At 38.0% G+C, this 14406-nt stretch carries 14 protein-coding genes; 5 read left to right on the top strand and 9 right to left on the bottom strand.

The window, feature by feature from the left end; translation table 11 throughout:
* Window positions 1-99: 99 nt before the first annotated feature.
* From ACQKPA_RS32400 to ACQKPA_RS32435, 8 genes are all read right to left on the bottom strand, one after another.
* Window positions 100-453 (bottom strand): hypothetical protein, encoded by a 354-nt coding sequence (locus ACQKPA_RS32400; protein WP_427496383.1) that lies wholly within the window; start codon window positions 451-453, stop codon window positions 100-102.
* 74 nt (window positions 454-527) lie between these two features.
* Window positions 528-1022 carry a hypothetical protein gene (locus tag ACQKPA_RS32405; RefSeq protein ID WP_427496384.1) on the bottom strand — a complete coding sequence of 165 codons (495 nt, stop codon included), beginning with the start codon at window positions 1020-1022 and terminating at the stop codon, window positions 528-530.
* A 74-nt stretch (window positions 1023-1096) separates the two neighbouring features.
* Complete coding sequence (locus tag ACQKPA_RS32410; RefSeq protein ID WP_427496385.1) at window positions 1097-1258, bottom strand: hypothetical protein; 162 nt, start codon at window positions 1256-1258, stop codon at window positions 1097-1099.
* A gap of 1170 nt (window positions 1259-2428) precedes the next feature.
* Window positions 2429-2557, bottom strand: a complete 129-nt coding sequence (locus tag ACQKPA_RS32415; RefSeq protein ID WP_427496386.1) for a hypothetical protein — start codon at window positions 2555-2557, stop codon at window positions 2429-2431.
* 492 nt (window positions 2558-3049) lie between these two features.
* Window positions 3050-3397, bottom strand: a complete 348-nt coding sequence (locus ACQKPA_RS32420; protein WP_427496387.1) for a hypothetical protein — start codon at window positions 3395-3397, stop codon at window positions 3050-3052.
* A gap of 1462 nt (window positions 3398-4859) precedes the next feature.
* The gene (locus ACQKPA_RS32425) at window positions 4860-5222 is read right to left on the bottom strand and encodes a hypothetical protein (RefSeq protein WP_427496388.1); all 363 of its coding nucleotides are present in this window, start codon (window positions 5220-5222) and stop codon (window positions 4860-4862) included.
* Between the two features lie 487 nt (window positions 5223-5709).
* Window positions 5710-6234, bottom strand: a complete 525-nt coding sequence (locus ACQKPA_RS32430; RefSeq protein WP_427496389.1) for a GrpB family protein — start codon at window positions 6232-6234, stop codon at window positions 5710-5712.
* Between the two features lie 434 nt (window positions 6235-6668).
* Window positions 6669-6971, bottom strand: coding sequence for a DUF3221 domain-containing protein (locus tag ACQKPA_RS32435; RefSeq protein ID WP_427496390.1), 303 nt, complete (start codon window positions 6969-6971; stop codon window positions 6669-6671).
* A 1100-nt stretch (window positions 6972-8071) separates the two neighbouring features.
* On the opposite strand from ACQKPA_RS32435, the gene ACQKPA_RS32440 reads away from it, so the two are divergent.
* The 3 genes from ACQKPA_RS32440 (at window position 8072) to ACQKPA_RS32450 (ending at window position 10494) form a co-directional block, all read left to right on the top strand.
* The gene (locus tag ACQKPA_RS32440; RefSeq protein WP_427496391.1) at window positions 8072-8353 is read left to right on the top strand and encodes a hypothetical protein; all 282 of its coding nucleotides are present in this window, start codon (window positions 8072-8074) and stop codon (window positions 8351-8353) included.
* Window positions 8354-9116: 763 nt separating this feature from the next.
* On the top strand, window positions 9117-9608 hold the full coding sequence (locus tag ACQKPA_RS32445; RefSeq protein ID WP_427496392.1) for a hypothetical protein: 492 nt from the start codon (window positions 9117-9119) through the stop codon (window positions 9606-9608).
* A gap of 256 nt (window positions 9609-9864) precedes the next feature.
* Window positions 9865-10494, top strand: coding sequence for a copper amine oxidase N-terminal domain-containing protein (locus ACQKPA_RS32450; RefSeq protein ID WP_427496393.1), 630 nt, complete (start codon window positions 9865-9867; stop codon window positions 10492-10494).
* 350 nt (window positions 10495-10844) lie between these two features.
* Here ACQKPA_RS32450 and ACQKPA_RS32455 read toward each other — a convergent pair whose 3' ends face one another.
* Window positions 10845-12059 carry a TolB family protein gene (locus tag ACQKPA_RS32455; RefSeq protein ID WP_427496394.1) on the bottom strand — a complete coding sequence of 405 codons (1215 nt, stop codon included), beginning with the start codon at window positions 12057-12059 and terminating at the stop codon, window positions 10845-10847.
* A gap of 553 nt (window positions 12060-12612) precedes the next feature.
* On the opposite strand from ACQKPA_RS32455, the gene ACQKPA_RS32460 reads away from it, so the two are divergent.
* Window positions 12613-13137, top strand: coding sequence for a hypothetical protein (locus ACQKPA_RS32460; RefSeq protein ID WP_427496395.1), 525 nt, complete (start codon window positions 12613-12615; stop codon window positions 13135-13137).
* Window positions 13138-13205: 68 nt separating this feature from the next.
* Entirely contained in the window at window positions 13206-13886 is a 681-nt protein-coding gene (locus ACQKPA_RS32465; protein ID WP_427496396.1) for a hypothetical protein, read from the top strand.
* Window positions 13887-14406 lie beyond the last annotated feature (520 nt).

Here is a 14406-nt window from a genome sequence, read left to right on the forward strand (position 1 = left end):
AGATTTCCTCGCTACCTGTAGATTTCCTCGCTATATCGCCCTGCTCATGGCTGGGCGATATAGCGAGAAGTTAAACTTCACAGTAGTCGAGCACCTTAATTATGTGCGGGAATTCCAAAACCTCGCCGTATCCAAAATGTATTCTTCCGTGAGCCAGCCTGCCTCCCGAAGCTTCAGATCCGTAAAGTTATCGATCGCATCAAGATACCCATCAGGTTTGCCCAGCTCAGTGATCGTATGATAGAAGTCATAATCAGATCCTTGGTGCGTATCCTCAAATTCTTTAGCCCATGAAATAACTTTTTGGCTAATATCCGTACTAGAGAGATCTAAATCCGTTTTAGGCAGCGCGTCCGTAGCGATAAGAAAACCAATCATCATTCCGATTTCGGCTATATTTTCTTGGATCATTGCTTCCCGTTCCTGCTGTGAAACACTGTTTGTATTGTTCATTTGTTTTCCACCTTTCCGCTGCATTTGCACGAAACGTTTTTCGCCTACCCTACCTGTTCCGAGACAGTCAATCTTTAAAGCTCAAAGTACCGATTAAGCCCTCGTAGTTCAGACCATCTTCGATGAAACGAATCAACATCCCCATTTACTTCTAAGAAAATATCAATCCCGGCTTTGGCTTCAATAATGGAGTGAAACCATCCGGATCCCGGTATGGGATTGCATCCATCTTTGACAACCACATAGCCTTTTCGATAACAATTTCCGTTCACTTGCCAAGGCGTGTCCCCCATATCCAATTTTGCCCGAATAACAAATCCGCGGTAATCCAGCTCAATATCCGGAACATAGATCATGCCATTATGAGTATAATTAGGTTCGATCCGTTCCATAGAAGGTGTTTTCTCGTCCTCATTACAATACTGACAAAGCATGTTTTGAACGGGACCATCCATCGTCACCAAATCCCGTAAGATTTCCGTCTCGCGGGTGGCATAACATGATTTACAAACATTAACGACGATATGACCTAATTCAGATTTCAAAGTACAAACAAAGCACTTTTTCATATGACAACTCTCCTGATAAGTAATTGTTATGCCCGTCTGATCGATGAGCTTCAGACGACCAAAGCACTCTGCTGTTACAGTGAATCCATTGCTTCAGCGAGAATTTCCATTCGCTGCGTATCACCAACAGCAGCTGCTTGATCATATTTCAGCTGCAACCGATGCATGGTTTGCACATATTCCTGTTGCAGGCGTTCTTCACGAAGACGGTCAAAGTCAATGGCTTGTGTATACATAGAACCTCCACTAAGTTATGAAATGTCACTTTTTTTTGACAGGATAAATCTTTCACTCATGCTGAATGAACGAGCATTTTCTTCATAAAGCTAAAGTACAATTTCATCGCCGCTGGATTCTTCCGAGAAACCTTGAGCGCCCGAAGTGCGGCAGAACCGTAAACGTTGTTTGGCATCCTCATTCCTCCTGATTCAGGTTTTTGAGGCTGTCGGCCCCGGTGAACATCCGGCTTCGTGCCGGCCTAGCCAAGCGGCGATGAGCGTTCTTTTGATTTTGGTTTGATGAGCAGTTTTCCATCTGCAGCTGATGCATTTGTGTATGGAGTTTTCAAAGAGCAAACATCCGTGTGTCGTAGCCGTCATAGCGCCCTTACCGCGCAGGTTTCCGGAGTGCAAGGGTTTGCCCGGAGGGATGGCATTCTCGAAAGAGAAAAGCCACCCTTGCTCGGAGGATGGCTGCGTGGTTTGCTATGATCAACGGATACGACACACGTTTCGGATGTGTTCAAAGAAAAACGACAGGAATAGCAACTTAGCTGAGGGGACATCAACGCGAATCAAACTGGGGGTTACTTCTTGAATTAACATGCACAGGTCGGTGGGGAACCACGGACCTGCAGCTTTACTTCGTTCCACTAGATTGAAGCGAAGCAAGGCGCAGCGGAAATGTTGTGGAGAGCGTTTACGGCCAAAATCTTTCAAGAAGGTTTTCGCATCGAGGAGATGCTTCGCCGGCAAGTGGATTCATCCAGCTGCGGATTTGGGCAGCTGGGCGATTCCGACTTGCCACCTTTTAATCCGATAGCCACCGACGCACGGTGGGTTTCCTTTGCCTTTCAAATAATAAAAAAAACCAGGATCAACCCTCCTGGTCTTCAAATGTATTTTAATCATGTTTGGTGTGCAACGATTATGATCGAAGTAGCCCTGATCACGAAAGACTCTTTTAGTCTTTATCATTTTTGTGTTATTATAAAGGTACACCAGTTTATATCATATATATGTGGTATATACTACAAGGTATATTTGATGAATTCTTTACTATAATAAAAATAGAGCCTCCACCGTTGCAGCGGTGAAGACTCAGGACCAAAGGCTGTGGAACCCACGGCGCGCTAAGTTAATCTAATAGCTTAACGAAAAACCACCGTAATCAGGCCTCCAACCTTATTATACGGTGGTTTTTCGCTTGTTTAGCTTCCGACGAATCCATCGGTACAGCTTCCGTACACTGAGCAAAATGCTCAATGCGGCCGCAACACCTTTGAGTATGTCAAGCAGCTCCACAAGGGCGATCATGGCATCACCCCCTTTACGAGAGGCTACGCCGTTGATCGCTCCACCGCACTTTAAGTCCGTATGAATATTATACCATCTCTATTATACCTTTTTGAAATTGATTTGATTTTGACTACCAATACTGGTTTTTATCGAACATCCAAATTGGAGCTTCGTAGCATCGAAATGGAGGTTCGAATCTCCAAATGAAGAGAATCAGAAGTAGCTTTTTTAACAGAACCGTATGTCTGCCCATTTTCATTTTCAGGATAGTTAGGAGAATTTGCGGGGTTTTGATTAATCGTGCTTTTAGCAAATGTGCTTTGGTACCCAGTACAACCTCCTACTACACAAACGATAATAACCAGATCAACTTTCTCCTCCTTTACGGCAATCGGTACAAGTTCTTGTCCTTGGCTCGGGATAAGAACTTGTACCGATAAAACAAAACCTTTTCACTTTCTAATCCTTCATCTTTGAATGTTAGACCGGAGAAAACCGGATACGTTATTTTTATTTTTTTTCGTAAAAATAACCTCTTTCTATTACCTGGTTTGTATCTTCGGTCACTTCCTCATCAATATCTAGGTTAGCGGCTTCATCTCCTGGAAATTGTTTTGGAAAAGGTGCATAATAAAAATCTCCATATTCAGTTACTACCCTTTCCGCTGGTTCCGTTCGAGCTCTTCTTTCGTATTCAATTTGCCAATCTGCTTTTTTTGGTGGAGTGGTGTCATTAGCAGTCGAGTCTACAACTTGCTTATTATCTATAAGTTCTCTGATTATAAAAAATGCGCTCATTAATACAAAACAACTTGCTGCAATGATTGTAGCTCTTCTTAAATACTTCTTATCTTTCATGATCACTCACCCCTTCTAAGATGCTATTTGTTATTCAGTTAAAATTTGGAATAAAACCTCGAACATTTATTACTGTTTACTCTCGTGCTGCTTTTTTACTTGTTACATATCCTATAAAGGAACCAATCAAACTGACAGCATACACTATTGTTACACAGATGTATCCGAATGTTTCATATGAAACCGAGGGTAGGAAATACCTTAACCCATATACGGGTCCTAAAATAATTATTCCTACTGGTATTGAAAAAAGTATTGAATCTATATGATACATTACAAAAACACATGCAATAGAGACAAGACAGTAAATGGAGCTGAACTTAAGAAAACGAATGCTCAGTCTGTCCCTATAGTTATTGTAACCTCCCCATGACATCCACAAAATTAAAAAGAGAATAGTACTCACTAAGTTCATAATTGAAGGTGTGTTGCCTTTTAGGTATGCACTGAAATTTATAATCGTAAACGGTATACTAAGAAGTAAAGCAAAGAATAATTTCAAAATCATGGCTTATTGAGGATTATAGCCGTGCTCAAAGTTATGGTTTTTATAAATTTAGACATCTTCACTTCTCCTTCGTTTTTTTATTTTTGTAATATAACCATGTGTACGTTCACTTCTCCATATGATTTATGATCCTCTTTCTTGCATGGAGGTTATTTCCTTCAACTTAGTAAACACCAATAAAGCAAACAAAGTTACATAAAAAAATTAAATCAGATGAAATAGTACTTTTAGGTATACATGTACCAAATAATTGCTTGGAAATACTGATTTTTTCTGAAACAAGCATTAAATGACAAGGACTTATTTACTTCATGTTCTTGTCGTCCGACATGTTACTCCTGTTCCTCACCGACACCGACTTAATGGGCGTATTTGTTCCATGCCCATGGCCACTATTATCTCCAAGTGTTAGTGGAGTCAGATTTTCCTCATTTCTACGCTTGTGCGCCTGATCCGTAGAGTAGGCCCTTTCCCAAATTTGGTTCAATTCCATTACGGCAGTTCCTAGACAACTATCTAATCGGTAATCGGACCATCTTCTTGTCCTTTACGGCAATCGGTACAAGTTCTTGTCCCTCGACAAAAATCTTCTTGCTTCTATTCGGTTTGGTTTTAATTCTTAACTTCAAATTTAAGCGCATTCGTTTAAAGTCTCATTTGAAATTAGTCGAATACTGGCTTGCGATGTTTTAAACATTTTTACTTTTCCATTAATCAAAATTTCTTCTTTGAAATCATATTTATTCAAAATTGATTCTTCCCTTGCATATCGATTTCATTATTGGGGAACCGCCAACATTTTAACGAAAAATGGCTGCTGCAAGAAACATGGAGTCCACGCTCTGGCAACGCGCCGTGGTATGTTAAGCCCAAAATTATAAAGCTTAATAGATTTTTTCATAATATCTCCCTTTTAATTCGCCATATAAAATAAGTTCATTTATCCTCTGTGTCTTAAGCTACATCAACATACCTCTCCCGTATCGTCACAACTATCGCCGTAATCATGCCGATAATGGCAACGAAACCGCATACGATAACCTCCGGCATATCAAATCTACCAAGGAAGAGTTTACTAAAAACGATATTATTATACGATAATGCCATGTTGACTGATAGTACGGTTATTCCCGCAAGCGCAACACCGACCGGAACGGCCTTAATCATCATCATTACAACATTCGCACTGAACCTCGCAAGTATAAACGCGAAACATGCCGTGCCGACACTTAGTGCAAGTATCATTGCCGCGAGTATGAGAGCGTACTGCCCGAAGGTAATGTTATACAGCTGCATCCCCCAACCTGTAAACGACATGATATGCGCGTTCCAATAATTCCCTGCACCCGATGCAAGGAACGGAAGGAACCTCCTCTCAATACTTTACAGGGCGCGTGTCCAGGACGACTTCCTTTTCACTTACAGAGCTTAATATTTTTAGTAAAGCGTGGACATTCTTCTGTATGTTTAATCTACCAACAAATATTATGCCGAACTTATTACGTATATCCATTTGTTCATCGATACTTCGAGGAATAAAATATTTGCTCGTCAATGCTAAGCGGTATAACCCATTCCTTTATTTTGCTCCATTCTGCCAATTGCCTCCAAATATCTTGGTCTGCCTTACAACAAAAAAAATCCCATCATAAGGACATACTTTGCTCGTGTATGTTCTTCAGGAACGGCACCTCCTAAGTATTTTCTTGCTCGTTAACGTGTATTTTCTTCACATTTTTAAAATCATCGTAGGAAATTCGTACAAATTAAATCTTTTGGTATCCAGCGTAATTCCCCCGTTAATTTAAATATCAGTGTGCTTCGCTTTCTTTATTATATCGTCAACAAATTCTCTCTTACCTTCGGTATAACTCTTTACGTCATTGTAATATTTTATAGCCAGAATGTGTTTTAACTGCATATATGAAGTAACGGCCTCAGGATGAGATCGGAGATAATCGCGGAAGGTTATATGTTCATCCCAATGGATCCCATTATGGAGTTCTATGTGCAAGTAATGAGTTCGTCCTGCATGCGTGTCTTTAGCAAAAATTACTTTACCTTCAATTTTTACTTTCAAACGCGAATAACCTATTTTTTGCAATGCGTGAGCTATTTCATCGACCTCATCGAAGGAACTTACCGCAATAGCAATATCAATAATAGGCTTCGCATCTAGTCCCTCAATCGACGTACTTCCCACATGTTGAATATCAACTACGTACTGATTAATTTCTTCAAGTATCTTTTCCTTTTCCTCTTCAAATAACGATTTCCAATTTGGATTGTACGAACTCAAACTAACTGTATGCCGTTGCGAACCAATCATATAAAATCCACCTCCGTATTTATTTCAAATTGTGGAAGATTGCGAACTGTCACTAGTTTATACTATTCACTTATTTACTTACCCTGCCCGTTAGTTTAACAAATGAAATGCCATTTTCTCCATTGTCAATCTTTTCGAAGGGCGACATGGAGAACAGCGCCCCAGTGGCGGCGAACCGACTTTATAAAGGCGAATTCGGATTTCGTTGAAAAACTGTCGCTTTTCTATTCCTCCATAAGTATGTGTCCAGAGAAAGTTTCGAGGAGTTTAATGTACTCATCAACGTGATAAATGCGCTCCCAATCGAAGTGTTTAACGTGAACAGCCTCATGTTGTTGTCTACTGAATTACCCTCACCGATTTCATAGTAAACGGTTTGAATTTCACGGAAGAATGGGTCCCCTATTTATTTTTCTTAGTATCCAATTTATCATCTAATGATCTAGCTTAGTGATTTTTTTTGCAGTGACCTGTCCTGGATATGAATCTTCAATAGAATTAAATGATATCTCAACTTCCTCACCGATTGTAAACCTAGAAGGATCATTTCCAGTTACCCATAGTACTTCTTTATACTTTTTCAATTCTATTAATACCTTGTAATCTTCATGTAAATCTTCTTTCTTCAATCCAGAAATGACAAGGATTTTTTTATTTTCTACATCAACCTCTTTAACAACACCAATTAAAATCTCATAAACAGATTTAGAACTATTGCAAGCAGTTAGAAAGCACAAACATAAACATATTAACAATGCTTTTTTTTATGCATAAATTCGCTCCCAGTTTTTATTATTATTGTAATCTGAAGTTAAATTAATTGGCATTCATTTGAAATACATTACCAACGTGTGAATATGTTCCATCCATCTCCTTTCAGTTGCGTCATCTTTTAGAAGTTGTTATTTCCTCGGCGACCTCGTTGTATAGAGGTATTCAACAAAATTATTACGCTATCCTGCCCGGTAGTTGAACAAAAGCAGCCGATCACGTTTATCGGCTGCCTTCTTACTTTTACCGAACTATCGTATAGGCATTTATTACCCTCCGGGAATTCCATTAATTTAATATCACCTTATAAGATATAGTCATCGGTCAGATACAAATTACCTACTGTTAAAGGCCTTCTGCCCGTTAGCTTATTTAATGTCTTACAAATTATAATTAGATATGTGTCTAATTCGCTAAAAGTAGCATGTTCTTGTCCTTACCGCAAAGGGAACAAGTTAGTGTCCACAGCTTGGGACAAGAACCTGTTCCCTTAAAACAAAAAAGCCGAACTTCATTAGTTCGAGGAGGTCGATGTTTCTTCAATGACAGATCTGGAGCCGAAAAGTCAGATTAAAGGTGTTCCGTATACGGTGACATAAAAAGGAGCAAAAAGGAAGTCGTTCTTGGGTTCAACGTTGAAAAGATAATCAACATATTTATCAGTTAATATTATTCGGGATTTTTCTTTGCAGAACCTGTTCTTTACTGGTTCTGCTTTTATCCACTAAATCCGACAATCCAAAAATCAGGAATATATTGGGTATTCTTTGTCTTTATTAGTTTTTCTGACACAGAACTTATGATCCTATCTTACTGGGATATCCTTAGTTAAATTAATAACTTTTGTTGAGTGAATTACATTAACAGATAAGCATAACCAAAACATAGCGTTTTACGTTATATACATTCAGGACCAGTTATTAACTTGTCTTGTTTTTTATTTCAATTAGACTTGAAATTTTTTTGATGTTATCTTCAAGTAAAAAGTAAGTAGGAATTCCATGTATACCCATAAAATCAATTAGACATAAAATGAATTGCTAGTATCGGGAATGGAGGGTTTTAAATGATGAAGATTCAGGCTGGACGTGCGATTGCAATTGCCACTCTTGCTATTACGGTTTTACTTGTACTCATCGACGGATTTTTTCTGTATTACGGTGATCCCCTTGATGGCATCGGGTTAGCTTCAACGTATATCCTTCCACCTATAGGTGCGATTTCTTCATTCTTATCCTACAGAAAAGCGGGTTTTAACAAAGATTTAGCCTTAATCATTATGAATGTATTTGCCTTCTTCTCCATTTACATTTACATGTTATTAGGTACGATATTCTTGGGAGTTTAGATGTACGAAAAAAGAAACAAGCCGGTTTAACCGGCTCGTATCTTTTTTTTGTCGATTTGACTCATAGCGAACCAATCTGGCGTTATATCATGCAGGCAGATACATTATTAAATGTACCGAGGGTCTTGGTTATTTTCCTACCAGTTATTACGGAGCAACCCAGACTCAATTCATATAACGGAACTTTAACTGCAGCAAATGGTTTTACATATAATGCTCAAGGTATTTCTGGTTTTATGGTTGAGACTCGCATGTAACCGGAAAAAGCACTTACTATAGTCATGCAAAGACCGAATTCTAGGTCTCGCCCCAGCCCTGCCTCTAAAAGTTGAAGTGAATGAGGAAGAAGAAACTTTTGGATCTGGCTTACTAGCTCCGAATGGTGAGGAACCTGATTATTTAATTGCAAGGCGTTGATGGTACTGAGGTGATGTACGTGCAACCGATTTGGCTTCAAATATTACATCTCTCGATGTTTTTTCTTTAACCGAATGACAAGTACTGTTAATGTAGGTCCATCCTTCACTAGGTTATCAAAAATCTTGCACAAACCAATGCAAGGCAATTTGATTTAATGACCTGTAAATCATAACCAAAAAGTAGCTTTTTACGTTGTATATATTAGGTACATCATTAAAAACACAGCAAGCTTAGAGAGGTGTTTATTGATATATTTACAAATAATTGTATTATCTGAGCAGTTCTCAGTTTTGATCTTATTTGATACATCTTTACAAACATGTACTTAGGAGGCTCAAGTAGGATGAACAAGAAAAACAGAATTATATTAATTTCCGTCATTGCATTTAGCTGTGTTGCTATTATCCTTTATACTAAAAGTTTATCTTTAGATAAAAATTTCTTGTTGACGACGCAACAAACTGTTTACTCTAAAAACTCTCCACCGGTACCACAACAGGCAGTAAACCCTAATAACTCATCAACAGTAACAAAACAGACAGTTACCCCAAATCAATCCTCCATGTCAGCAAAAGATATTTATCCAGTAAATGAATATGGACTTACTTACGGAGCAGATATTTATGAGTTATATGGCGTAGAACCGGACTTAATCGCTGCAATTGGTATAGATGGAACTGAAGGGTATATCTACACTTCTGAGCTTGAATCTCATGTAAGTAACCCTCGCGAGGCTACTGAATATACCAAAAACAACCAAGGTTCCAGGACCGTACCACTTTATGATGAAACTGGGAAGAACATTATTGGCGAATTTGTGATAGGTGGAGAATAAAACTACCTAGTATCCATTTTTTTAAAGAACAGAAGACTCTAATCAATTCCTCACTTATCTCACATACTTTTATGGGGTAATTTACCCTTACACGCAATTATCCTTTGCTTAATTAGAACCCGTTCTCAGCAATTATTGTTCGATTTTTTTATTGGACTTACAATAAATGCTTAAATATAATTAGGTTGTAAGATTGGAACTATATTCATTTTTTCCCATATTTATTATGTACAATATTTATTGTGGAGGTATATTGATGAAAAAGAAGCTAATAATTTCGTTATTTGCAATAGTAATTGCTTTAACCGCAACGGTTGGTATGGCTTTTGCAAAAGGAACAATCAAAATCGTCGTAAACGGCAAACAAATTAAAACGGATGTTGCACCACAGATGAGTAACAATCGAGTAATGGTGCCAATAAGCGTCATTTCAAAAGCATTGGGCGCTAACGTTAGTTGGGACCAGAAGAATCAAACAGTTTCAATAAAAAGTAGTAGGTCAGAAGTACAGGAAGATGTTTGGAATCAAAACCTTGATATATCTAGTAGTGGCTGGTCACAAGTCAAAAATCTTATCGCGCTTTATATCGCTGGTTTTGATACTCGTGATGATGAGTTAATCAAATCAATTTCTGTTGAGGGATTTGACATGATCCCCATCGGCGGTATGTATCCGTCCATTATTGATTATGAGATTGTCGATGCTCAGCAATCCAAAGAAACGTTTAAGGTGAGAGTAAGAGTGATCTTTAATGAAGAAAAGCTCTTTGGAGAAGAATGGGATATTGAAATCGGTCAGGGCAAAATTAAATCAATGACAAAATCGGGAATAATTGAAATTAATGATTATACGATATTTCCGGGGCTATCCTTTCAAAATAAATAACAAGAATAGAGGCTGTCTTTGTTTCTAACAATTAAGGTGCCGAGGTCTGAATGGAGATAACGCCTGGCGAGGACAGAGACAGCTGTTAGAAGTCATAAGTGCATAGACTGTAGAGGCAATTGATGCGTCTTATCCTGCGAGATCTCAAAGTTAATTGTTCCCAAAGTATAGTGGCTTGATTGAACTAATCTGCCCGTTAGTTTAACAAAGGCAGCCGATCACAATGATCTGCTGCCTTCTTACTTTGATTGAGCTATCGTTTCCCGTTAGTTGAATAAGAAAGAGATGCTTATTAAACAATCGCGCCGATTGCTGAATAAGATTTATTCAGCATATACTAATGAACTTTACTACGGTGTTAAAAATGTTGGAGCGTAATCCACATTTTTAAGCCATATATGCTCTTGACCATTTAAAGTGTTTTTTACCCATACATCACCCTTAGGTTGCTCTGTCATCTTTCGAAACCAAGTAAGGTATGGCCCGACAACTTGAGGATCTTCGTCAAGTTCATTCTTCCCTGGAAATGAGAATTGTTTTTGCTCTCCTGTTCTTATGTTTATAGCGTAAAGTGATGTGAACATAGTTGGTGGACGTCCTTCTTCCCACTCCTTGTTCTCTTTCGCACGAGCCACAATTACCAAATCTTTAGAGTACCATTCCAGATCAAGGTCTACAAATCCTTTAGGTGTGTGTTCTTCTTGTTGTTTAAATGTTGGTATTTCGGCAATCGTCGTTGTCTTGTTTTCAATAAAAAATCTTCCTTCTCCTGAAATATAAGCCAATTGATTGGCAGAAGGAGCCCACTTAAACCAGTCTTTAAACCCTAACATTTTCCCCAATGCTTGAAAGTGTTTTCCTTGTGAAGATAAAACACTTAACGTATTACTATCCATGGACCAAGAAATTGTAGGAAGAACTAAAAAGCTAACCCACTTCCCATCAGAACTCCACTTAAAATAATCGGCATCAATCCCAAACAAGTCAGGTACTTTAGTTTGAATCGTATAAAAAGGCTTTATTTTACCTTTAGCAAGATTTGCATCTACTGGAATTCTATAAAGTGGAATTGGACTCCATCCTGTAGGAAGTAAGTTGGATTGTGAGGAAACAATAAATTCTTTCCCGTTCGGAAACCATTCAAAACCACTAACGCCTAATGAGACATTTTCAAATCCTTGCGGCCGGCCATTCTTTATTTTTGTCACCTTTAACAGACCATGATCCGTGTAGGCCAACTGATTTTTGTTCGGGGACCATTTAAAGTCGGATGTTTCGACCCTTACGTAAGGTTGGTAGATCTCTTTTTCCTTTGTATCATAAATGAATAAATCCGATTTCCCCCCCTTTTCATCACCATCAATAAATCCAATGAAACGACCGTCATATGACCATTTCGGAGAATACACATATCGGTCCTTCGTAAGTTGTATTTCTTGACCATCCTTTTTGAGCCATAACTGATGATCACGGACAAATACAGCTGTTAGTGGGGCTTCTGCACTGGCTATCGGCGAAAAATGAAAACAGATGAGAGTGAGTAGTAATAAAATCCGAAGTCTCACGTCAATCCCTCCACCTAAAAAGACTTAAGAAATCATATTTTGCCCAAATGAATAACAACTATCCTTAATTAAAAATATGGCCCGATTGATGAACAAAGCGAAAACATGTTTCTTCAACTAACCTATCCTGCCCGTTAGCGTAATGAAGCTGCCGATCAACGCCGGCAGCTTAGTCTTGGTCGTTTATTCAACTATCGTTTCCCGTTAGTATAACGTCAATTGGCGCTTATCAAATTCTCAAATTCCTTAGCTAATCTGCTCGTTAGGTTAATGAAAGAGCTGTCGAATTTTAATTGGATATGTGTCAAATCGGTAATCGGATCAAGTTCTTGTCCTCGGCTCGAGACAAGAGCTTGTACCGATAAAACAAAAAAGGCCGCAAAAATAGCAACTTTCAAGGGTACCATGTTCTTGTCACTGTTTTACCACAAATTTTAATTACAATTGTTGACAAGAATATTTCCATAAATTAGAATTGCATTATAAATATATTATTAAATGATAGGAGGTTGTAATTTAGAAAATCAATACATAAAATGGGAGGATTTATTATATGAAAAAGTTTTTTTCCATCGTTCTTACTGTTGTTCTTTTCTTAACCATTAGTGCAATTCCTGTTTTTGCTGACGAGACAATTATTCAAAACTCAGACCAAGATAATGTAGGCTCAACAATATTTATCCCTGAGTCAGAAATTAACTCGGGCAGTCAGAACGTTTCGCCGGAGAATTCCAACTCAGAAATCAGCCCGATGGCAAGCGGTTTCGGAACAATACTCTGTACAGTGTCTGGGGATACAGCGGAATGCCCGTGGACTATCACAGTATCTGGCGATCTCATTAAATATTCAGCAGTATATGTAATTTATGAAAAGTGGGAAAACTTCAAATGGAATGTCGTTGACAGTGATCGATTTGAATATGGCGTTACCCCCCCAATGGCAACAATACGTAATGTAGGATTCTTCACTAGTGAACCAGGTTATTATCGAGCAAGATTATCAGGATCATTTACTTGTGTTGAAAATGGTGTCTACATTCCTGGTGGATATGATCCATCTAATTTCTGGATTAATTAAATCGAACAAAAATAGTAACCTATGATCATAGGTTACTATTTTTTTCTACACAGATTGGAGTGAGTAATTTGCATTGGCTGAGAAAATTATCTTCTCTTGAAAAAAAAGAGTTGCTAAAGGGTGGGAATAATAACCACAGTGACGAGATGCTTAGAATAAAAAGGATAGTCCCAGCCTACAGCGATAAAATTCATATTTCACCACTTGCAGAGTTTTTTCTGCGCCTTTCCCTTTCTTCAGGGGAAACGAATGTCGTGTACATACCTATCACAAACCAGGAAGATTACGAAATTGCAAAAAACGAATTAGCCATTCATTTTCAAGATGTAAAGGTCGCATATTGTGACAACACTATAAAGCAGCTCATTTTACAATATATTCGTGAGGAAACATTACAATACCTTAATAAAATCAATATAAATAAAGAAGAACCAGATATAATTACTGAGTTATTCATGTTATCGGATTCCAATTATAATCCAATACCTCAAACAAATGATGTTAACATATACGAGATAATGCACAGAGATTCAATTAATGTTGAAAGATTCAAATTTTTCGATGATAGTTTTGCTTTCATTTCTAGTTGTTATAAGAATCAGGACTTTCTTTTCACCCCAAGTGGTTGGAGCTTATCAGATAATCTTAAAGACTCTAATGCTCTTAGCTTCTTGGTACATCATTCGAGAAGATCATTTCTTTGGACTAATAATGATAATCAAATTCTTTATATACATCTTAAATTTTAGATTCGACAAAGATGGATTTTATTAAGGCATGAGACGTGTAGTGGAATCCCCTGATCACTATGAACGTTCAGTCTAGTCACGTCTTTTTGTTGAGTCGATGTCTAATTGTACAAGATCATTGTCATTTCGGTGACTTTTTTCATATTTGCACTTATCACCTCCAGGGGATTACTTTAATGTTTATAAGATATAGTCATCGGTCAGATACAAAAACCTGCTGTTAAAGGCTTATCTTTTACGGTAATCTGCCCGTTAGTTGAACAAGAGCAGCCGATCCAAGTTAATCGGCTGCTTCTTGCTTTTATTGAGCTATCGTTACTCTTTAGTTGAATATATTGCGTCGTTATGCCATGCCATATACGTTATGAATGATTCTATTTAGGCTGGGAATAACCACGTATTGACTATAGGCATATACTGCTTGTTTTTTTACCTTCTGAAGAGCAAAAAGCCATCTAAATATAAATTCCACATACTTCTAATACAAGGGGTAAGTTCGATCCCTGTCATGGTTGCGATG

The sequence above is a fragment of the Paenibacillus sp. NPDC093718 genome (genome assembly GCF_050279985.1).
Classification (GTDB): domain Bacteria; phylum Bacillota; class Bacilli; order Paenibacillales; family Paenibacillaceae; genus Paenibacillus_AQ.

Excerpts from the sequence above, each read along its gene's own strand:
- ACQKPA_RS32400 (WP_427496383.1), bottom strand. The coding sequence starts at position 453 with ATGAACAATACAAACAGTGTTTCACAGCAGGAACGGGAAGCAATGATC.
- ACQKPA_RS32405 (WP_427496384.1), bottom strand. The coding sequence starts at position 1,022 with ATGAAAAAGTGCTTTGTTTGTACTTTGAAATCTGAATTAGGTCATATC.
- ACQKPA_RS32410 (WP_427496385.1), bottom strand. The coding sequence starts at position 1,258 with ATGTATACACAAGCCATTGACTTTGACCGTCTTCGTGAAGAACGCCTG.
- ACQKPA_RS32415 (WP_427496386.1), bottom strand. The coding sequence starts at position 2,557 with ATGATCGCCCTTGTGGAGCTGCTTGACATACTCAAAGGTGTTGCGGCC.
- ACQKPA_RS32420 (WP_427496387.1), bottom strand. The coding sequence starts at position 3,397 with ATGAAAGATAAGAAGTATTTAAGAAGAGCTACAATCATTGCAGCAAGT.
- ACQKPA_RS32425 (WP_427496388.1), bottom strand. The coding sequence starts at position 5,222 with ATGTCGTTTACAGGTTGGGGGATGCAGCTGTATAACATTACCTTCGGG.
- ACQKPA_RS32430 (WP_427496389.1), bottom strand. The coding sequence starts at position 6,234 with ATGATTGGTTCGCAACGGCATACAGTTAGTTTGAGTTCGTACAATCCA.
- ACQKPA_RS32440 (WP_427496391.1), top strand. The coding sequence starts at position 8,072 with ATGATGAAGATTCAGGCTGGACGTGCGATTGCAATTGCCACTCTTGCT.
- ACQKPA_RS32445 (WP_427496392.1), top strand. The coding sequence starts at position 9,117 with ATGAACAAGAAAAACAGAATTATATTAATTTCCGTCATTGCATTTAGC.
- ACQKPA_RS32450 (WP_427496393.1), top strand. The coding sequence starts at position 9,865 with ATGAAAAAGAAGCTAATAATTTCGTTATTTGCAATAGTAATTGCTTTA.
- ACQKPA_RS32460 (WP_427496395.1), top strand. The coding sequence starts at position 12,613 with ATGAAAAAGTTTTTTTCCATCGTTCTTACTGTTGTTCTTTTCTTAACC.